General features: G+C 72.8%; 14 protein-coding genes and 1 pseudogene. All 15 read right to left on the reverse strand.

Annotated elements, in window-relative coordinates:
• Nucleotides 1-716 precede the first annotated feature (716 nt).
• Complete coding sequence (bluB, locus tag ACTHMS_RS22855; protein ID WP_440308959.1) at nt 717-2,399, reverse strand: 5,6-dimethylbenzimidazole synthase; 1,683 nt, start codon at nt 2,397-2,399, stop codon at nt 717-719.
• Nucleotides 2,396-4,168, reverse strand: coding sequence for a uroporphyrinogen-III C-methyltransferase (gene cobA / locus ACTHMS_RS22860; protein ID WP_440308960.1), 1,773 nt, complete (start codon nt 4,166-4,168; stop codon nt 2,396-2,398). The genes bluB and cobA overlap by 4 nt, the downstream gene beginning before the upstream one ends.
• 2 nt (nt 4,169-4,170) lie before the next feature.
• Nucleotides 4,171-5,091: pseudogene (locus ACTHMS_RS22865) on the reverse strand (sirohydrochlorin chelatase); the annotation flags it as partial.
• Nucleotides 5,088-5,687: a precorrin-8X methylmutase gene (locus ACTHMS_RS22870; protein WP_440308961.1), complete on the reverse strand. Its 600-nt coding sequence runs from the start codon at nt 5,685-5,687 to the stop codon at nt 5,088-5,090. The gene ACTHMS_RS22870 and the pseudogene ACTHMS_RS22865, both read right to left, overlap by 4 nt.
• On the reverse strand, nt 5,684-6,742 hold the full coding sequence (locus ACTHMS_RS22875) for a HoxN/HupN/NixA family nickel/cobalt transporter (protein ID WP_440308962.1): 1,059 nt from the start codon (nt 6,740-6,742) through the stop codon (nt 5,684-5,686). The genes ACTHMS_RS22870 and ACTHMS_RS22875 overlap by 4 nt, the downstream gene beginning before the upstream one ends.
• Entirely contained in the window at nt 6,739-6,948 is a 210-nt protein-coding gene (locus tag ACTHMS_RS22880) for a 4Fe-4S binding protein (protein WP_440308963.1), read from the reverse strand. The genes ACTHMS_RS22875 and ACTHMS_RS22880 overlap by 4 nt, the downstream gene beginning before the upstream one ends.
• Nucleotides 6,936-8,576, reverse strand: coding sequence for a precorrin-3B C(17)-methyltransferase (cobJ, locus tag ACTHMS_RS22885; protein ID WP_440308970.1), 1,641 nt, complete (start codon nt 8,574-8,576; stop codon nt 6,936-6,938). The genes ACTHMS_RS22880 and cobJ overlap by 13 nt, the downstream gene beginning before the upstream one ends.
• Before the next feature lie 56 nt (nt 8,577-8,632).
• A complete protein-coding gene (gene cbiE, locus ACTHMS_RS22890; protein ID WP_440308971.1) occupies nt 8,633-9,841 on the reverse strand; it encodes a precorrin-6y C5,15-methyltransferase (decarboxylating) subunit CbiE in 1,209 nt (402 codons plus the stop codon).
• Nucleotides 9,817-10,956 carry a cobalt-precorrin-5B (C(1))-methyltransferase gene (locus tag ACTHMS_RS22895; protein WP_440308964.1) on the reverse strand — a complete coding sequence of 380 codons (1,140 nt, stop codon included), beginning with the start codon at nt 10,954-10,956 and terminating at the stop codon, nt 9,817-9,819. Before ACTHMS_RS22895 ends, cbiE begins: the two co-directional genes overlap by 25 nt.
• Nucleotides 10,953-11,759 carry a precorrin-4 C(11)-methyltransferase gene (gene cobM, locus ACTHMS_RS22900; protein ID WP_440308965.1) on the reverse strand — a complete coding sequence of 269 codons (807 nt, stop codon included), beginning with the start codon at nt 11,757-11,759 and terminating at the stop codon, nt 10,953-10,955. The genes ACTHMS_RS22895 and cobM overlap by 4 nt, the downstream gene beginning before the upstream one ends.
• The gene (gene cobI, locus ACTHMS_RS22905) at nt 11,756-12,505 is read right to left on the reverse strand and encodes a precorrin-2 C(20)-methyltransferase (RefSeq protein ID WP_440308966.1); all 750 of its coding nucleotides are present in this window, start codon (nt 12,503-12,505) and stop codon (nt 11,756-11,758) included. Before cobI ends, cobM begins: the two co-directional genes overlap by 4 nt.
• On the reverse strand, nt 12,498-13,778 hold the full coding sequence (locus tag ACTHMS_RS22910; protein WP_440308972.1) for a cobyrinate a,c-diamide synthase: 1,281 nt from the start codon (nt 13,776-13,778) through the stop codon (nt 12,498-12,500). Before ACTHMS_RS22910 ends, cobI begins: the two co-directional genes overlap by 8 nt.
• Nucleotides 13,779-13,828: 50 nt before the next feature.
• Entirely contained in the window at nt 13,829-14,443 is a 615-nt protein-coding gene (gene cobO / locus ACTHMS_RS22915) for a cob(I)yrinic acid a,c-diamide adenosyltransferase (RefSeq protein ID WP_440308967.1), read from the reverse strand.
• The gene (locus tag ACTHMS_RS22920) at nt 14,443-16,416 is read right to left on the reverse strand and encodes a VWA domain-containing protein (protein WP_440308968.1); all 1,974 of its coding nucleotides are present in this window, start codon (nt 16,414-16,416) and stop codon (nt 14,443-14,445) included. Before ACTHMS_RS22920 ends, cobO begins: the two co-directional genes overlap by 1 nt.
• The coding region (cobN, locus tag ACTHMS_RS22925; protein WP_440308969.1) for a cobaltochelatase subunit CobN at nt 16,413-19,685 on the reverse strand (3,273 nt) is incomplete at its 5' end. The genes ACTHMS_RS22920 and cobN, both read right to left, overlap by 4 nt.

The following is a 19,685-nucleotide window of genomic DNA, read 5'->3' on the forward strand; positions in this document are numbered from 1 at the left end:
CATAACGGTCGCGGGGACGTCGTAACGGCGGAGCGGGCGTACTCGGGTGCCCAACCTGGGCTGGGCCCAGCATCATGTACGCGAAGCGGTAGAACCAGTTGTGGGTGAATCGTTCCTTCGACACGTCTCGCATCTTGGATCTCCTCTGTCTGAACGGAGGGGGCGGCTGCGTACGGATCGCCCTCGCCGCATCCCTAGAAGTATTGTGGTCGCAATCACACTTCGTCGGGAATTCGTCGGCGGTTCCACCCCACGTGTCTCGCGATCGCCGCCAGCTTCGGCTGGCCGGAGCATCAGCGAGAATTCGGAGTGCGCGCGCCCGCGGCGGCGGTCAACGCCGTGAGCAGGCGCGCCCACGGCCGACGAGAACCGCTACGTCATCGGCATGGTCGTGCATATGGACTTTCCAAGGTCGAGGCATAGGTGCGCAGGCCGTTCGATTTGTGAACTGGCGAAGCAGGCCCAGGCGTGATAAGTCGTTGAGAACCTTGACCTGGTGGGCGCCAGAAGTCGTCGTGGCAGTCAGGCCTTCGGACGTTGACGTGCTGGCGGCTGAGGCTTGGTCTTCGCGGCGTTGGCTGCGTCAGGGACTGTGTCGGCGTGCCCCAGGTGGTGTCCGGGGCTCACTCCTTCGATTGCGCCAGATGAGGCATCCGACGTTGGTGTCGAGTGAGACAGGAAGGCATGGTCGCCGCTCGGGCACTTCCAAGTACGACTCATTGTATGCGTCCTGCGCTTGCTCGGAGGCGAAGGGCAGTGCGTAGAAGTTGCGCGGCGAGGACGGCTCCAACGCCTTCTCCCGCGCGAAGCCGCAGATCGAGCAGCGGTTCGAGACCAAGCTCCAAGAGCACGGCGGCATGCGCGGACTCGCGGCTGCATTGACCCGCGATGAGGTACGCCTGGACGGCTGGCTCGGCACGTACGGCGAGTAAACCGGCGACGGAGGTGACGAGTCCGTCCAACACCACTGGCCGTCCTGCGGCGGTGGCGCCCAGGCATACGCCGGCGAGCACGGCGATGTCGGGGCCACCGAGCGCCGCGAGCAGCACGTGCGGATCGCGACGGTTGAGCGGCCTGGTGCGGGCGAGTGCCGCGCCGACGACCTCGAGTTTGCGGCCGAGTACGGCGGCGTCGGCGCCGGCGCCCAGACCCACGACCTGGTCGGGTGGCAGGTCGAGCAGTTTGGCGGCCAGTGCCGCCGCAACGGTCGTGTTGCCGATGCCGACTTCGCCGAGGCACACGAGCCCTGTGCCGGCGCGGCCGAGGACGATTCCCTCGCCGAGTAGCCGCTCGACATCCGCATTGCTGAGTCCGTCGGTGCTGACGAGGTCACCTGGCGTGTCAGCGCGCGCCCGGTATGCCCGGACGGCGAGGTTGGCTTCACGGGCCGTCGTCGCGCCGACCGCGTCGCCGGCGAGCGTTGCGCGGTACACGTCGTCTGTCACCGTTGAGGGGTAGGCGCTGACGCCATGCCGAGTGACCGGGTGGTCGGCGGCGACGATGATCAGCTCGGCTGGCAGGTCGGCGCAATCCGGGGCCACAGCCAGCGCCCGGTCGACGGCGCGGTCGAGCACGCCGAGCGAGCCGGGCGAAGACAGGAGGTCGTCGCCGCTGTCGCGGGCGTGCACGACAGCGTGCGGTGGCGGGCCGGCCAGATGCGATGGCGGCGGCGGCGGCGCATCGTCGGTCCGCCAGCGTTCCCGCAGCACCACTGTGTCGAGGGGAAGGCGGCGTGACCAGCCGTGGCGCTCGAGCCCCGGTGTGGGTGGCCGCTCGTCCGGCCAGCCGAGACAGAGCCAGCCGAGGGTCGAGACACCGTCGGGCAGTCCGAGCAGATCGGCGAGGTCGTCCGGTCGGAAGAGCGTCACCCAGCCGAGACCGAGGCCGGCGGCTCGTGCAGCGAGCCAGATGTTCTGGATCGCGCACGCGCAACTCCAGAGGTCCGTGTCGGGGAAGGTGGCGCGGCCGAGGACACCGCCGGCGGGGGCCGTTCGGTCGCACGCGACGACGATGCCGATGGGGGCCTCGCGGATGCCCTCGAGTTGTAGGTCGAGGAGCCGGGCCCGCCGATCGGGCGTCAACAGGTCGGCCTGCCGAAGCCGTTCCCGGTCGGCGAGCAGGGCGGCGCGGTCCCGGGTCGCCTGCTCGGCGACGACGATGAACCGCCACGGCTGTGAGTGCCCCACCGACGGTGCGTGATGTCCGGCGTCAAGGACGTCGCGCAGCAGTGCCTCCGGTACCGGGTCGGGCCGGTAGCGGCGCACGTCGCGGCGTGCGGCGATCACCCGGCGCAGCGCGTCGATGGTCGTCGGGTCGAAGGCCCAGCCCGTCGGATCCGCGGCACGCTCGGCTGCGGAGCTCGGATCGCCGATCAACGGAACAGGACGCTGGTAGTTCACGGGTGGTCCAGGTCGAGTCCGGCGACGGCGCCGATGACGGCGATCGCGGGCGGGGCCGTCGCGGCCGCGGCGGCGTCGTCCGCAACCCTGCCGAGGCTGCTGCGCAACTCGCGTTGCGCGGAGGTCCCGGCGTCGCTGACCACGGCGGCCGGCGTGGTTGCGGGCAGGCCGGCGGCAAGCAGCTCGCTCGCGATCGCGGGGAGGGTGGCCACGCCCATGAGGATGACGAGGGTCATGCCGGAGCAGGCCAGCGCGGTCCAGTCGACGAGGCTCTGTGGATGGCCTGGCGGGAGATGCCCTGACACGACAGTGAAGCCGTGCGTCATGCCGCGATGGGTGACCGGGATGCGCATCGCAGCCGGCCCGGCGATGGCGCTGGACACACCGGGCAGCACCTGGACGGGCACCCCGGCCGCGGCACAGGCTTCGATCTCTTCGCCGCCGCGCCCGAAGACGAACGGATCACCGCCCTTGAGTCGGACGACCGTCCGTCCGGCGCGCGCGTGTCCGATGAGGTGTTCGTTGATGACCTCCTGCGGCATCGCGCGTCCACGGGGGTTCTTGGCAGCGTCGATCACCTCGACGCGCCTGCCGACGTGCTCGATCAGTTCGAGCGGGGCGAGACGGTCGGCCACGATGACGTCGGCTCGTTGCAGCGCGAGTAGCCCGTCCAGCGTGATGCTTCCCGTCGCGCCCGGCCCGCCGCCGACGAGGATCACCCGGCCGACTCGTTCCAGCGAAGACTGCACGCCACTGGCCATGCCGTCGAGCACGGCGAACAGCCGGTCGGACGCTGTCTCGTCGCGGACCACGACGCGCACCCACCCGGCTTCGGGCAGCTCCGCGAACGTGCCGGCGGGCGCTACTGCGATGCCATGACGCAGCAGCTCGTTCTGCAGGTGCGGGCGATCGGGATGACGGGCGAGCACGAACGGCGCGACGCCGTCGAGGGCCACGAAGCCACGATTGAGCAGCCCGGCGAGCAGGCGACTGCGTGAGGCGGCAAGCTGCTCGGCGCGGACGGCGGCTTCTTGCTGTGCGCGCGGGGTGGAGCAGGCCGTGGCTGCGGCGATCGCCGGGGACGACACGGATCGACCTGGTTGGACATGCGCGCAGCGGGCGATCGCGGCCGGATCGCCGATCAGGTAGGCGATGGGCAGTCCCGCGAGGCCCCAGATCGTGGTCGGCGACCGGACAGCCAGCAGGCCGCCGACGTCGGCGGCATCAATGAGCGACTCGGGCTCGCCGGGAACGGCGTCGAGCAGCGTCTCGTCGACGAGCAGCAACCGTCCCGGGCGACGCAACGCGGCCAGCTCCTCCTGACGGTGCAGCCTGCCGGTCGGTCCGCCGGGATTGCCGACGACCACCAGGGTGCAATGGTCGGGGATGTCGTCGGCGCGCAGTGCAGCGCCCGGGCGCACGACGATCCGCTGCACCTCCCAGCCGGCTGTCCGCAGCGCCAGCTCCGACTCATCGGTTCGGGGATGGACGACCGCAGCACAACCGCGCGGCAGGCTGTGTGCAACCACGGTGAACGCCTCGGCGGCGCCGGCGGTCAGGAGGACCTCGGTCGGCTGTCGGCCGTGCCGCGCGGCCACGGCAGCGGTGGCCGTGCCTGGGTCAGGCGCGGCGTCGAGGCGGGCACAGGCCGAGACCACCGCGGCGCTCAGCCAGGGCGGCGGCGGTTCGTGGCAGTCGTCGCCGGCGAGGTCGAGCAGATGGCGAGGCGCCACCTCGCGACGGCGATCCAGGTCGACGGCGGCCGTCATCGCCGCTCCGCCGGCGCCGGCTCGTGCTCGTGGTGGTGCGCGTGGCCGTGGTGGTGTGAGTGCCCGTGGTCGTCCGCCGGGTGATAGTGCGGCGTCTGCGGCTGACCGACACGGTGGTCGAAGCCGGGCAGCGCCGTGCGGTACATGCAGGTATCGCAGTTCATCCGGATGTCTCCGGCAATCGCCTCGGCGTACCGCTCGAGCACCAGCGTCGCGAGCTCCTCGCAGTCGCCGATGACGCCGGCGACGTCGATGGCCAGCGAAGGGTGCGCGGCGGCGTACTCGTGGGTCTGCGCCACGATCCGGTCGGGGAGCACGCCGCTGAACAGGAAGTACGGGGCGACGACGATGCGCTCGGCGCCGAGTCGGCGCAGTCGCTCGAGGCCGGCGGGGACGCTGGGCTCGGCCAGGCTGATGTAGGCCGGCTGCACGTCGGCCCAGCCGCGGCCCTCCCAGAGCAGCCGCGCCACCTTGGCGATCTCGGCGTTCGCGTCCGGGTCGGTGGAGCCGCGACCGACCAGCAGGACGTGCGTCCCTTCCCGCGTGGGGGACGCGGCGTCGATGCGCTGGGTCAGGATCCGCTGCAGCAACGGGTGCGGCCCGAGCGGACGGCCGTAGCGGTAGGTCATGCCCGGGTGCCGGAGCTGCTCGCGCAGCAGCGCGGCGGGGATGTCGCCCTTGCCGTGCCCGGCTGCTGCGAGGACCAGTGGCACCGCCGACATCGCAGGGTGGCCGGCTTCGACCAATCTCCCGACGGCGTCGCCGACGGGAGGGTCGGACAGTTCGATGAAGCCGCCGGCCGCGGCGGGGTACGGCGCGTCGGGGCGGCGGCGCAGCCGCTCGATGAAGGCCGTGAACTCGGCGACCCCGGCAGCGCTTCTGGTGCCGTGTCCGACGACGAGCAGGGCGCGGGCGTCCGTCATGATTTGTCCTCCTGGTAGAGCAGGGCGTTGAGGGCGGCGGCGGCCACAGCCGAGCCGCCCTTCTCACTGACATTGCTGAGGCTCGGGATGTCGGCCGCGCGCAGCGCCGCCTTCGATTCGGCCGCGCCGACGAACCCGACCGGCAGGCCGACGACCAGCGCAGGGCGGGCGTCCAGGATGAGCAGTTCGAACAGCGCGGTCGGTGCGCAGCCGACCACCCACACCGCTCCGGCGCCCACCTCGTCCAGCGCGACGCGCACAGCGGCCGCCGACCGGGTGATGCCGTACTGCGCCGCCAGCTGCGCGGAGCGCGGATCCTGGACGCGGCAGACCACGTCGCCGAGCAGATCGCGCCGGGTGATCCCGGCCGAGACCATCTCGACATCGGTGACGACCTGTCGACCGTTGCGGAGCGCGTCGTGGCCGGCGACGAGCGCGGCCTCGTCGCACACCAGGTCGGTGACGTAGTCGAGATCGGCGCTCGCGTGCACCACCCGCTCCGTCACCGCCCTGGTCAGTGGCGGCAGCGTCGACAGGTCGACCCGGGACCGGAGGATCCGGTAGGACTCCGTCTCGATCGGATGCACGGACCTCATGTGCCCTCCTCGCGCCCGTAGCGGAAGCGCCAGAGCAGCACGGCGCTGCTCCAGGCGGCGACGAACAGCGCGACGATGAGGTAGCCGAGCAGTTCGAAGTGGTCGGCGAGGCCGCCGTACCAGTGCAGCCAGCCGACGTGCAGGTGGTCGACGAGCGCGCCGGCGAGGTAGACCGATGCGACGAAGAGCCCGACGACGACGGTGATGCCAGTGGTGGCGACGTTGTAGTAGAGCCGCCGCCCCGGCTGGCCGGAGGCCCAGGAGTACACCCTCGACATGATCAAGCTGTCGGCGGTGTCGAACATCGACATGCCCGCCGCGAACAGCAGCGGCAATGACAGCACCGCCAGCACCGGCAGCCGACCGCCGCTGGCGGTCGAGGCCGACAGGGCCAGCAGGGTGACCTCGCTGGCGGTCTCCAGGCCGAGCCCGAACAGGAAGCCGATCGGCGCCATGTGCCATGACGAGCGGACGAGCCCTCGGGTGCGGCCTCCGAGCAGCCGGTTGACGAGACCGCGGTTCACGAGCAGCAGGTCGACGTCGTCGGGAGCCAGACGACCGACCTTGTACTCACGCCAGAGGCCGACCAGTCCGCGGAGCACGGCGACGTTCAACAACGCCACCAGCAGCAGGAAGACGATGGCGACCACGACCGAGACATCGCCTCCGACGGTGCGGACCCGTTGCAGGCCGGTGGTGCTCAACCGCGCCGAGGCGAGCGCCGTGATCAACGCGAGGACGAGGACGACCGCGCTGTGGCCGAGGGCGAAGAAGAACCCGACGCCGACCGGCCGTTTCCCACGCAGCACCATCAAGCGGGTCGTGTCGTCGATCGCGGCGATGTGGTCGGCGTCGAAGGCGTGCCGCATGCCGAGGACATAGGCCAGGACCCCGACGCCGGCGAAGCCGCCCGCACTGCTGAGGTCATGGGCATGCCAGAAGTACAGGGTCCAGCCGGCGATGTGCAGCGCGACGATCGCGGCGACGACACCGGCGAGGCGTGACCGCTCGGCGCGGGTCCATCTGCCTGCGGTGACGACGACGGCGTCTGTCATGAGCGGACCCGCGCGACGAGATCGATTGCGTCGACCGGGCACACCTCGACGCACTCGCCGCAGCCGGTGCAGCGGTCGGTGACGGTGAGCCGTCGGTCGCCGTCAGCCGCGGGCCGCACGGCCCGCTCGGGGCAGGTGAGCAGGCACGCTCCGCAGCCCTGACAGGCGCCCACTTCGGCGACGCGCGACCCGGTCACGGCGCCCATCGGTAGCCCCGCGGGGTGACCATGCGGCCGCCGACGATGCGGGTGGCGCGCGAGCCGACGATGACGAGCGAGTACATGTCGACGACCTCCGGGTCGAATTCGCCCAGCGTCGTGAGCAGGACGTGCTGGTCGGGCCGCGTCGCGTTGCGGACCACACCGATCGGTGTCGTCGGCGGCCGGTGCTCGGCGAGGATCTCGAGCGCACGCGGAAGCTGCCACTCGCGTCGGCGGCTGCGCGGGTTGTAGCAGAGCAGCACAAGGTCCGCCTCGGCGACGGCCTGCACGCGCCGCTCGATCGCCGGCCACGGGGTGTGCAGGTCCGACAGGCTCAGGTAGCAGTGGTCGTGTCCCAGCGGAGCGCCGAGCAGTGCGGCCGCCGCGAGTCCGGCGGTCACGCCTGGCACGCCGACGACCTCGATTGTCGCGTCGGCGGTGTCCAACGCAGGTGACGCCATGGCGTACACGCCCGCATCACCCGAGCCGATCAGCGCCACCGCGTGACCGGCCTCGGCGAGCCGGACGGCGCGATGTGCGCGTTCCTCCTCCTGGCCCAGACCCGTCTCGTCGGTGCGGGTGCCCGGTCGCAACAGGTGCCGGATCTGATCGACGTACTGATCGAGGCCGACGACGACCGACGCCCGGCGCAGCTCGCGGCGCGCGGCCGGTGTGAGCAGATCCGGCGAGCCGGGGCCCAGCCCCACGATCGCCAATCGACCTCGCGGGGCGTGCCGTGCGACGGCGACGGTGGCCATGGCGCTCGCCCGCTTGGGTACCACCAGCTCGCCGGCGCCGTGGCCGGTGCCCAGGACGGCGGCGGCCTCGGCCACGCTGGGTGAGCCCACGACCCGCCGCACGACCTCGCTCGGGTTCGGTACCGGGACGGCGGCGAGGTCGGCCGCGGCGTGGGTGACGAGCGGGACGCCGAGACGGTCGGCGAGGTCGTGCAGCCCGGCTTCGTCGGCCTTGATGCTGGCGGTGGCGATGGCCGCGACCGAACCGACGGCGAGACCTGCATCGGCCAGTGCCGAGCGCAGGAGCGCCTCCGCCTCGTCCGCGGTCACGCCGCGGCTCGCGCCGATTCCTGCCACCAGCGACGGCGGCCGTAGGACGAGGGGCACCGCCACGTCCGCGCGGTCGGTGACGGCGATGTCGGCGCCGGCCAGTACCCCGATGCGCTCGTGCACGGCGGGGCCGAGTGCGGGCAGCGGCCAGCGCTGCTCGGAGGCGACCGTCACCGGCTCGCCGTCGAGCAGACGGCGCGTGACGGCTGCGAGATCGCCCTCCACCGGCATGCCGAGGTCGTCCAGCCCGGGCACGCCGGTCGCGTCGGTCGCGGTCGTGATGACCGCCTCGGCGGCCAGGGCGTCCGCGATCTCCATGGCGAGGGCGTTCGCGCCGGCGGCGTGGCCACCGAGCAGCGGGACGACGAAGCGCCCGGCCTCGTCGACCGCGAGCACCGCCGGGTCGCGGTCCTTCGCGCCGGCCGCGATCTGGGGCGCGAGGATGCGCACCACCGCGCCGGCGGCGAGCACGGCGACGAGCGCGTCGCACTCGTCGAAGCCGCGGCGCAGTGCCTCGGCGGCGGTGTCGGCCGTGATCGTCCGTGCGCCCGGCAGTGCGGCGGTCATGCGGCGGGCCAGTGCGTTCCCGGCCGCGGTCGCGGCGACGACCCCGACGTCGCGTGTCACGACAGCTCCGCGGTCAGGACGGTGACCGGGTTTGCTGCGGTCAGGCGGAGCGAGCCGCCCGGCAGGTCCGCCAGCCGGGCGGCAGCCAACTGGACACCTTCGACGCGGTAGCCGGCCGTCGTGAGCACCTTGTGCGCGTCGATCATCCGGTCGAGCGCGGCGAAGGCCGCGACGACGGTGGGGGTCCGCGATGCGGCGACCGCGGTGACGGCGGGGATGCCGCCGCCGCCGACGAACGCGGCGTCGGCAGCGGGCAGTGGTGCCAGCGCGGCCGGTGCCTCTCCGGCCACGACACGCACAGAGGCGCCGTGTCGGGCAACGTTTCGGCGGATCGTCTCGCACGCGACGGGGTCGCGCTCGAGGGCCACGACCGCGGCGCCCAACCGGTTGCACTCGATGCCGACCGATCCGCAGCCGGCGCCGACGTCCAGCACCAGTCGGCCGAGACGCGGCCGCAGCCTGGCCACAACAAGGGCCCGCACCTCGGCCTTGGTGATCATCGAATCGCGGTGCAGGTACGCGTCCTCGGGCAGCGCCCATCCGGCCTCCGGCGCGGCGGCGGGCTGGTTGTCCGCCCGCATCGTCGAGGGGCGGCCCGGGTCGAGGCACAGGACGACGTTGGGATCGGTGAACCGCGTCGGCTCCAGCATCGCGATGTCGGCCGCGGGGAGCCGGGTCGTCCGCTCGCCGGGGTGGCCGAGCCGCTCGGCGACGACCAGCTCACGGTCCCATCCGTCGAGGGCCCGGGCGATCTCGACCGGCCCCGCACCCGGGGCGGTGAGCACCGCGACGTTGCCGAACGCCCGGCAGGCGTTGATCGCAGGGCCGAGCGCCCGGCCGTGCGCGGACACGACGACGGCGTCGTCCCACGGGGAGCCGGCGCGGGCGAACGCCTGCGCGACCGATGACGCCGCGGGCAGGACGAGGCAGTCGAGGCCGGCGGCGCGCAGCGGACGGAGCACGCCGAAGAAGCCCGGATCACCGCTGGCGAGCACCACCGGTGCGGACGCGGTCGCCAACCGTCCGAGCGCCGGCTGCAGCGGCCCGAGCACGACGCGCGGCGCGCCACTGGTGACCGACGCGAGGGCACGGGCCGATCCGACGAGCAGGTCGGCCTCGGTGACGGCGGCGCGGGCCACGGCGTCCAGCGCCGACCCGTCGGTGCCGATGACGGTCACGGTCATGCCGCCCACCGACCGGACGATGCGACGAGCGCCTCGCCGGCGAAGTCGACCATCGCGACGTCGACCTGCAGGCGCTGGTCGGTGAAGCGGGAGATCACATCCGCGACACGACGGCACAGGTCCGTGCCGGCTGTGACGAGGACGCCGTCTCGTTCCCAGATCTCATAGGCGTGCCGGGCGCTGTTGGCAGCGCTGACCTCGTCGACGACCGCGCTCGGCAGCCCGGCCGCTGCGGTGATGTCGGCGAGCAGGCCGGTGTCGATCCTCGACCGGGTGTAGTGGGTCATCAGCACGCCGGCCGCGAGCTTGGTGAGCTTGCCGGCCATGCCGACGAACACGACACCATCGACGCCGTGCTCGACGGCGACGCGCAGCGCGGCGCCGGTGAAGTCGCCGACCTCGATGAAGCACACCTCGGGCAGCTCGGGCAGCAGCCGTCGCGCGGCGCGCTCGGTGCGGCCGCCCGTGCAGAGCACCATGGTCGTCTCGCCCTGCGCGGCCAGCACCGACACGGCCTGCATGACGCTGGCCCGCCAGGACGCGGTCGAGAACGGCCGCACGATCCCGGTCGTGCCGAGGATGCTGATGCCGCCGATGATCCCGAGCCGGGCGTTGGTGGTCTTGCGGGCCATCCGCTCGCCGTCCGGCACGCTGATGACGACGGTGACCCCGTGGTCCGCAAGGTCGACGATCTCACTGACGGCGTCGGCGATCATCCGTTGCGGTGTGTCGTTGATGGCGGGGCCGCCGACCGCCAACCCCAGTCCTGGCTTGGTGACGGTGCCGACGCCCGGTCCTCCGCGCAGGTCGAGACCGGGCCGGTCGCGCCACGAGACGGTGGCGGTCAGCCGGGCGCCGTGCGTGACGTCGGGGTCGTCGCCGGCGTCCTTGACCACGACGGCCTCGGCGCTCGCGGCGGAGATGTCGCAGCGATCGACGGCGAAGGTGACGCGACGGCCGGAAGGGAGACCGATCTCCACCTGCGTCTGCACACGGCCGGTCAGCAGCGCGGCCGCGGCGGCCTTGGACGCTGCGGCCGAACAGGTGCCGGTGGTCCAGCCGGTGCGCAACGCGGTCGGCCGCACCTTCGCCGTCCGCGGCAGATCCGGTTCACGCAGCCCGGGCGGCTCGCTCATCCGCTGCCCTTGAGCTCGCGCCGGGCGGCGCGATCGGCCCGGCGGAAGCCGTGGAAGTGCCCCGGGTGGTAGAGGTGCGACCGTGTGGTGTGGGCGTCGCCGTGCGCAGCCAGGCCACGTCCGACAAGGAACAGCGTGTGTTTCCACAGCCGGTGGGCCTTCGTCGTCTCCTCGAGCGTGCCGACGGTGCAGCGCACGATCAGCTCGTCCGGCCAGGTGATCTGGTAGCCGACGACCACCGGGGTGTCGGGCGGGTAGCCACCGACCAGCAGTTCGTCCTGCAGCTGCTTCGAGCGCGCGGCCGACAGGAAGATCGCCATGGTGCTGCCGTGGCCGGCGAAGGCGCGGACGGACTCCCCGTCGGGCATGGGCGTCTTGCCGCCCTCGAGCCGGGTGAGGATCACCGACTGGTTCACCTCGGGGACGGTCAGCTCGAGTTGCTCGGCGGCGGCGAGCGCCGTGAAGGCCGACACGCCGGGGATGATCTCGACGTCGATGCCGAGTCGGCGGCACTCGGTGACCTGCTCGCCGACCGCGCCCCACAGGGCCGGGTCGCCCGAGTGGATGCGCGCGACCACGAGACCCTCGCGCGCCGCTCGTTCGTACAGTGGAAGGACTCCTTCCATCGGCAGCTGCGACGAGTCGACCACTTCGGCGTCGGGCCGCGCGTGCTGCAGCACATCCGGATGCACGAGGCTCGCGGCCCAGACCACGATGTCGGCGCGGGCGATCGCGGCTGCGCCGCGCCGCGTGTTGAGGTGGGCGGCGCGGGGACCGGCGCCGACGAAGATGACGCTGCTCATGCGAGCTTCCCTCCACGGATGGTGCGGATCGGTGGCGCGAGGACCGTCGAGAAATACGGTTGATCGGCAGCTGCGCCGGACGCAGCGGTGACGGACTCGCCGTCGCGGCCGAGGTGGGCGCCGACGACGGCGGTAACGAGTCGGCTGTGGCGCGCCAACACCTCGCGAACGGCCGGCCACGACCGGCCGGCCTTGTAGACGGCCACGGAGGCGTCGGGCCGTGCGGTGAGGACGGCGTCGAGGACGGCCGCGTCGTCACGCAGTGGCAGCAGCACCAGCGGCTCGCGTCCCTCGCACAGCACGGTGCCGGACGCGGCCGCGAGGGCTTGCATGGCAGTGATGCCAGGGACGGTGGCAACGGCGACGTCGGGTCGCCGAGCCCGCACCGCGACGGCCAGATAGCCGAAGGTGGAATAGACGTTCGGGTCGCCGACGGTGGCAAAGGCGATCCGGCGTGCACCGGCGTCGAAGGCGGCGACGACGGCTTCCCCGGCCTGTTCCCAGGCGGCGGTGCGGCGTGCGGTGAGCCCGCCGCGGTCGGTGAGCGCGAATGCAAGACGCTGCAGCCGCGCGTGGGGAAGGTGCGTCTGCACGACACGTTCGGCGTGGCCGGGGCCGTCGCTGTCCGCGTCGTCGCGGGCGGGGACGAGCACGAGGTCCGCTTCGCGCAGGACGGCCAGTCCGCGCAGGGTGAGCAGCTCCGGATCGCCCGGTCCGACGCCGACGCCGGTGAGCACTTCACCCATGGCAGGCCGCCACGAAGCGTTCGGCCGCGGCCGGACGGCCGGCCCAGTGCGTGTGCAGGTAGGCCGCGTGTACCCGCCGGCCGGCGAAGCCGTGGTCTGCGTCGTCGTAGCGCCAAGCCGCTGCCTCGCCCGCGCCCGGATCGGTCGCTGTGCGGTGGAAGTCGTGCCCGCGGACGACGTCCCCCGCAGCGGCGACGGGCGAATCAGCGGCGGCGACCGCTTCGCGGTAGCCCAGCGTGAGGCGCGGCGTCATGGTGGCCGCGGCGGGCAGCACCCCGCTCATCGGGATGCCGTCGAGGCTTCGGCACAGGTAGAGCAACCCGGCGCACTCCGCTGCGATCGGTCCGTCGAATAGCGCCACGGCCGAGCGCAGCGCAGCGTTGGCGGACAACCGTTCTGCGTGTACCTCGGGGAACCCGCCACCGAGGATGAGCCCGCGGGTGTCGGCCGGCAGGGTGCTGTCGGTGAGCGGGTCGACCGTGACGACGCGGGCCCCGGCCGCGGTCAGCAGCTCGGTGGTCTCGGCGTAGCCGAAGGTGAAGGCGGCGCCGCCGGCAACCGCGATGGTCACCTCGCCGACCGGCGCGACCTCAGCGGCGGCATCCCACGGCTCGCCGTCGAGAGCCGGAGCGGATCGCGCGAGCGTGAGGACGGCGTCGAGGTCGACGCCGGCAGTGACGAGGTCGGCCAGGTCGGCCACCGCCTGTTCGGCCACGGCCGCGCGTTCGGCGGCGGGGATGAGCCCGAGGTGGCGGGAGGGGGTCTCGACCGAGTCCGTGCGGGCGACCGAGCCGAGCACCGGCACCCCGATCTCGGCCATGGCAGCGCGTAGCAGCGTCTCGTGCCGCGGGCTGCCGACGCGGTTCAGGATGACGCCGCCGAGGCGGACGGCAGGGTCGAACGACCGCAGGCCGTGCACGAGGGCGGCGGCGGTCCGTCCCTGGGCGGCCGTGTCCAGCACCACCACGACCGGCGCCTCGACGAGCGCGGCCACGTGCGCGGTCGAGGCGAAGCTGCCGCGGCCGACCGCGCCGTCGTACAGCCCCATCACGCCTTCGATCACGGCGATGTCTGCGGGAGCGGGCGTTATCGCGCCATGCAGCAGCAGCGGGACGACGCGGTGCTCGCCGACGAGCCACGGGTCGAGGTTGCGGCCCGGGCGGCCACTGGCCAGCGCGTGGTAGCCCGGATCGATGTAGTCCGGGCCCACCTTGTGGCCACTGACTTGCAACCCGGCGCGACGCAGCGCGGCGAGCAGCCCGGTCGCGATCATGGTCTTGCCGTGGCCGCTGGCCGGGGCCGCGATCACCAGACGGGGAAGGGTCACCACTCGATGCCCCGCTGGCCCTTCTGGCCCTGGTCCATCGGGTGCTTGATCTTCGTCATCTCCACGACGAGGTCCGCGGCATCGATCAGCGGCGCAGGGGCGTTCCGGCCGGTCAGCACGACGTGCTGGAACCCGGGACGGGCCTGCAGGGTGTCGACGACGTCCTGCAGGTCGATCCAACCCCAGTTGATCGGGTAGATGATCTCGTCGAGGACGAGCATCCCGTAGGTCTCGGCGGCAAGATCACGCTGGATCTGCCGCCATCCCTCGAGGGCGTCGGCGGCATGGTCGGCCTCGTCGCCGGCACGCTGGATCCACGACCAGCCCTCACCCATCTTGTGCCATGCCACGGGCGCGCCCTGCCCGGTCGTGCGGTGGGTGTCGCCGAGCGCGCGGAACGCTGCTTCTTCACCGACGCGCCACTTCGCCGACTTCACGAACTGGAACACACCCACCGGCAAGCCCGCGGTCCAGGCACGCAGTGCCAGGCCGAACGCGGCTGTCGACTTGCCCTTCATGGCGCCCGTGTGCACCACGACGAGGGGCCGGTTGCGCCGCTGCCGAGTGGTAAGGCCGTCGTCGGGCACGGTGTCGGGCTTTCCCTGGGGCATCAGGCAGCGCTCCGCTCGGTGAGTTCCGGGAGGGTCAGGTAGCCGGCGCCGAGATCGATCGCGAGGCGGCGCGCGAGGCCGAGCCGCACGGGGCCGCTCTCGCAGTCGACGACCACGACGTCGTGCGCGCGCAGCGGCGCGGCGGCGGCGGTCGCGGCGGTGGTGTCGGCGCGGCCGTCGGTGAGCAGCAGCACCAACGGCCGGCGAAGTGGGTCGCGCAGCTGTTCGGCCGCGATGACGGTGGCGGCCCGGAGCAGGCCGGCGGCCAGCGGCGTGCGTCCGCCGGTGGCGATCGCGGCCAGGCGGCGCGCGGCGAACTCGACCGACCTGGTGGGAGGCAGCGCGAGTTCGGCGCCGGCCGCCCGGAAGGTGATCAGCCCGACGCGGTCGCGCCGCTGGTAGGCGTCGGTGAGCAGCCCGAGCACCGCCGCCTTCACCTGGCTCATCCGGGCGCGGGCGGCCATTGAGCCGCTCGCGTCGACGACGAAGAGGACGAGATTGCCCTCACGGCCGCGGCGATCGGCGCGGCGCAAGTCGCTTGGGGCGAGCTGCAGCGGGCCGGTCGTGCGGCCCCGGCGGTGCTGCTGGGCGGCCGCGGCCCAGACCGTGGCGGTGAGGTGCAGCGGCCCGGCGTCACTGCCGCTCGGCAGGACGCCGACGGTTCGTCCGGTGCCGGTGCGCGCGGCGGCCCGGCGGCCGCGGGCGGCCGGGCCGCGGCCCTTGCCGGTCAGCGTTCGAGTCGGCGAGGCGGTGCCGACGGGCGCTGTCTGCTCGTGCGGAACCCCGTTCGGCGGCGATTGGTCCGGTTGCGCGGTCGGGGGTCGGGGTGGCGCGCTGCGGTCGGTCGAGCTCCCACCCGCCGCGTCGTCGGGCGCGCTCCCGGGACCGCGGTCCGGGCCGTCGCCGGGGTCGTCCGGGCCGCCACCGTCCGGGTCGTGCGGATCGGCGTCGTCCGGTCCGTCATCGGGATCCGTGTCCTGCAGGATGTCGTCCAGGCGCTGCTGGTCGGCGCCGGGCTCGTCGAACGGGGTGCGTCGGCGCCGGTGCGGCAGTGCCAGCAGCGCGGCCGCCCGCACGTCGTCGGTGGTGACCTCGTCGCGATCGTGCCATGCCGCGTGGGCGACGGCCGTGCGGGCCGTGACGATGTCGGCGCGCATGCCGTCGACGTCGAAGGCGGCGCAGATCTCGGCGATCTGCCGCAGCGCCGCGTCCGGCAACGCGACCGAGTCGACGCGGGCCCGTGCCGCGCTGATGCGCCCGGCCAGTCGGCGTTCGTCGTCGGCCCAGCGGGCCGCGAACGCGGCCGGGTCGGCGTCTGCGGCGAGGCGGCGCCGCACGACCTCGACGCGCACCTTCGGATCGCGGCTGGCGGCGACATCGACTGCCAACCCGAATCGGTCGAGCAGTTGCGGCCGGAGGTCGCCCTCCTCGGGGTTCATCGAGCCGATCAGCACGAACCGGGCGGCGTGACGTACCGACACGGCGTCCCGCTCGACGTGGTTGCGCCCCATGGCGGCGGCGTCGAGCAGGACGTCCACCAGGTGATCGGGAAGGAGGTTCACCTCGTCGACGTAGAGCACGCCGCGGTGCGCGCCGGCGAGCAGACCTGGCTCGAAGGCGCGCGCGCCCTCGGCCAGTGCCCGCTCCAGGTCCAGGGAACCGACCACGCGGTCCTCGGAGGCGCCGACGGGCAGCTCGACCAGCCGCGGTCGGCGCATTGACGCTGGCGCGCCGTGGGGGTGCGGGCCGTCCGGGCACTCGGTGTCCGGAGCAGCCGGGTTGCAACCGAAACGGCAACCGTCGACCACCTCGATCGGGGGCAGCAGCGCGGCCAGTGCTCGCACCGCGGTCGACTTCGCCGTGCCCTTCTCGCCGCGCACCAGCACGCCGCCGATGTCCGGTGACACGGCGGTGAGCACGAGCGCCAGCTGCATCTGCTCGGCGCCCAGGACGGCGCTGAACGGAAAGGTCATCGTCGCTGCTCCAACTCGTCCTCGCCGTCGAGGTAGGCCTGGCGCAGCCCGTCGAGGGTCTTCGCGTCCGGCTCGGCCCACAGCCCGCGGTCGGCCGCCTCGAGCAGCCGCTCGGTGATGCCGCGCAGCGCCCACGGATTTGCCTGCCGCAGGAAGTCGCGGACGCCCTCGTCGAAGACGTAGGCGGCGGCGAGCTGCTCGTACATCCAGTCCTGGACAACGCCGGCGGTCGCGTCGTAGCCGAACAGGTAGTCGACCGTCGCCGCCAGCTCGAATGCGCCCTTGTAGCCATGGCGCTGCATCGCCGAGATCCACTTCGGGTTGACGACCCGCGACCGGAAGACGCGCTGCGTCTCCTCGGCCAGGGTGCGGGTGCGGACCGCCGAGGGGACGGCCGAGTCGCCCACGTACGCGGCGGGCGCGCGGCCGGTCAGGTGGCGGACCATCGCCACCATCCCGCCGTGGTACTGGAAGTAGTCGTCGGAATCGACGATGTCGTGCTCACGGGTGTCGGCGTTCTTGGCGGCGACGGCGATGCGGGCGAACGACCGCTCCATGTCCTCGCGGGCGGGCGCACCGGCGACTCCCCGGCCGTAGGCGTAGCCGCCCCAGACGGCGTACACCTCGGCGAGGTCGGCGTCGCTGTGCCAGTTGCGGGCGTCGATCAGCGGCAGCAGCCCCGCGCCGTAGGCGCCGGGCTTCGAGCCGAAGATCCGCAGCGTTGCGCGCCGACGGTCGCCGTGACTCGCGATGTCGGCCTCGACGTGCCGGCGCAGGAAGTTCTGCTCCGCCGGCTCGTCCAGCGCGGCCACCGCGGCGACGGCGTCGTCGATCAGCTGGATGACGTGGCTGAAGGCGTCCCGGAAGAACCCCGAGATGCGGACGGTGACGTCGATGCGCGGCCTGCCGAGCTCGGCGAGCGGGATCACCTCGAAGCCGGTGACGCGCCGCGACGCGTCGTCCCACACCGGGCGGCAGCCGAGCAGGGCGAGCACCTCACCGATGTCGTCACCCTGGGTGCGCATCGCCGAGGTGCCCCATACCGTCAGCCCGACCGAGGCCGGGTACTCGCCGGTGTCGGCGAGGTGCCGGGCGATCAAGGAGTCGGCGAGCGCGACGCCGACGGCGTGGGCGTTGCGCGACGGGATCGCCTTCGGGTCGACCGAGTAGAAGTTCCGTCCTGTCGGCAGCACCGAGACCAGGCCGCGGGTGGGTGACCCGGACGGGCCGGGCGGTACGAACCGTCCGGCCAGCGCGCCCAGCGTGCGGTCGATCTCGTCGGTGGTGGCAGCCAGCCGGGGCACGACCTCCTCGGCGGCGAAGCGCAGCACCGCGGTGACGCCGGCGTCGTGGCGGCCGAGCACCTCGGCGGTCACCGCAGGAACCGACGACGCGTCCCAGGCGCGCGTTTCCAACGCCTCCACCAGGCGGCGGGCGAGCGACTCGAGCAGGTCTACGACGTCCGCTCCGCTTGCCGCTGGTCCCGCGACGAGCGCGGTCAACCGCGGACACGAGGGTGCAGCGGACCCGGCGGCGGCGAGCAGCGCGGCCTCGTCCAACCCGAACGAAGCCGCCAACGCCGTGCGTAGGCCTGGCACCACCTGCACCCCGCCGAAGATCTGCTGCGCCCGCAGAATGGCGAGGACGGTGTTGACCCTGGCGTCGCCGGTCGGTGCGTCGCCGAGGATGTGCAGCCCGTCGCGGATCTGCACGTCCTTGATCTCGCAGAGGTATCCGTCCAGATGCAGGACGAAATTGTCGAAGCCGTCGGCGTCCGGCATCTCGTCCGCGTGCAGATCGTTATGCAACTGGGCGGCGACCACGAGCTCCCAGATCTGCGCGCGCACCGTCGCGATCTTGTCCGGGTCGAGCGCGGCGACGGTGGCGTACTCGTCGAGCAGTTGTTCGAGGCGGGCCAGATCGCCGTAGGTGTCGGCCCGTGCCATCGGGGGGATGAGGTGATCGACGACGACGGCGTGCGCGCGGCGCTTGGCCTGGGTGCCCTCACCGGGATCGTTGACGATGAACGGATAGATCAGGGGAAGGTTCGCCAGCACGGCGTCCGGCGCGCACGTCGCGGCATTGCCCAGGCCCTTGCCGGGCAGCCACTCCAGCGTGCCGTGCTTGCCCAGATGGACGATCGCATCGGCCCCGAAGCCGTGTGCGAGCCACCGGTACGCGGCGAGGTAGTGATGGCTCGGTGGCAGGTCGGGGTCGTGGTAGATCGCGATCGGGTTCTCCCCGAAGCCGCGTGGCGGCTGGATGAGCAGCGCCACGTCGCCCAGCATCAGCCCGGCGAGCACGATGTCGGAGCCGTCGACGTACAGCGAACCGGGCGGGTCGCCCCAGTGCCGCAGCATGTCCTGGCGCAACGGGTCCGGCAGGTCGTCGAACCAGCGCCGGTAGTCCTCGAGGGCCACCCGCGCCGGTGCGGCCGCGAGTTGGGCGTCGGTGAGCCACTCGGCGTCATGGCCGCCGGCGGCGATGAGACGGTGGATCAGCTCGGTGCCGTCGTCCGGCACGGTCCCGCCGAGATCGACACCGGCGGCGGCGAGGGCGGCGAGCAGGCGCACGGCCGACGCTGGTGTGTCCAGCCCGACCGCGTTGCCGACGCGACTGTGTTTGGTCGGGTAGGACGACAGGACGATGCCGATGCGTCGCCGCGAGGCGGGGACGTGCCGGAGGCGGGCATGGGCGTGGGCGAGTCCGGCGAGCCGGGCGGTCCGCTCCGGATCTGCGACGTAGCGCTGGAGGCCGTCAGCCCCGGTCTCCTTGAAGGAGAACGGCACGCCGATGATGCGGCCGTCGAACTCCGGGATCGCCACCTGCATCGCTGCGTCCATCGGTGACATGGAGTCCGCGTCGTCCCACGCGCCTCGCGATGTCGTCAGGCAGATGCCCTGCAGGATCGGGATGTCCAGATCGGCGAGGGCACCGATCGACCAGTTCTCCTTGTGGCCACCAGCACTCGCCTCGGCCGGCACCGTGCCGCCAGCGGCGAGCACCGTCACGACCAACGCATCGCAGCCGCGCAACAACTGCAGCAACGGCGCATCGAGGGAATCGAGACCACGCAGCGAGCCGCAGAACGCGGGCACGGGTTGCGCGCCCGCCATGTCGAGGGCTGCGGTGAGGGCGTCGACGAACGCGGTGTTGCCGGCGAGTTCGTGTGCCCGGTAGTAGACGACCCCCACGCGAGGACGCCCGTCCGGCCGGGGAAGGTCTGCGCCACCACGGACGCCGATGGCGGGCATCACCGTCGGTGGGGC

The organism is Jatrophihabitans sp., from assembly GCF_051960575.1.
Classification (GTDB): domain Bacteria; phylum Actinomycetota; class Actinomycetes; order Mycobacteriales; family Jatrophihabitantaceae; genus JBQCEE01.

Excerpts from the sequence above, each read along its gene's own strand:
- cobA (WP_440308960.1), bottom strand. The coding sequence starts at position 4,168 with ATGACGGCCGCCGTCGACCTGGATCGCCGTCGCGAGGTGGCGCCTCGC.
- ACTHMS_RS22870 (WP_440308961.1), bottom strand. The coding sequence starts at position 5,687 with ATGAGGTCCGTGCATCCGATCGAGACGGAGTCCTACCGGATCCTCCGG.
- ACTHMS_RS22875 (WP_440308962.1), bottom strand. The coding sequence starts at position 6,742 with ATGACAGACGCCGTCGTCGTCACCGCAGGCAGATGGACCCGCGCCGAG.
- ACTHMS_RS22880 (WP_440308963.1), bottom strand. The coding sequence starts at position 6,948 with ATGGGCGCCGTGACCGGGTCGCGCGTCGCCGAAGTGGGCGCCTGTCAG.
- cobJ (WP_440308970.1), bottom strand. The coding sequence starts at position 8,576 with ATGACCGCCGCACTGCCGGGCGCACGGACGATCACGGCCGACACCGCC.
- ACTHMS_RS22895 (WP_440308964.1), bottom strand. The coding sequence starts at position 10,956 with ATGAGCGAGCCGCCCGGGCTGCGTGAACCGGATCTGCCGCGGACGGCG.
- cobM (WP_440308965.1), bottom strand. The coding sequence starts at position 11,759 with ATGAGCAGCGTCATCTTCGTCGGCGCCGGTCCCCGCGCCGCCCACCTC.
- cobI (WP_440308966.1), bottom strand. The coding sequence starts at position 12,505 with ATGGGTGAAGTGCTCACCGGCGTCGGCGTCGGACCGGGCGATCCGGAG.
- ACTHMS_RS22910 (WP_440308972.1), bottom strand. The coding sequence starts at position 13,778 with ATGATCGCGACCGGGCTGCTCGCCGCGCTGCGTCGCGCCGGGTTGCAA.
- cobO (WP_440308967.1), bottom strand. The coding sequence starts at position 14,443 with ATGCCCCAGGGAAAGCCCGACACCGTGCCCGACGACGGCCTTACCACT.
- ACTHMS_RS22920 (WP_440308968.1), bottom strand. The coding sequence starts at position 16,416 with ATGACCTTTCCGTTCAGCGCCGTCCTGGGCGCCGAGCAGATGCAGCTG.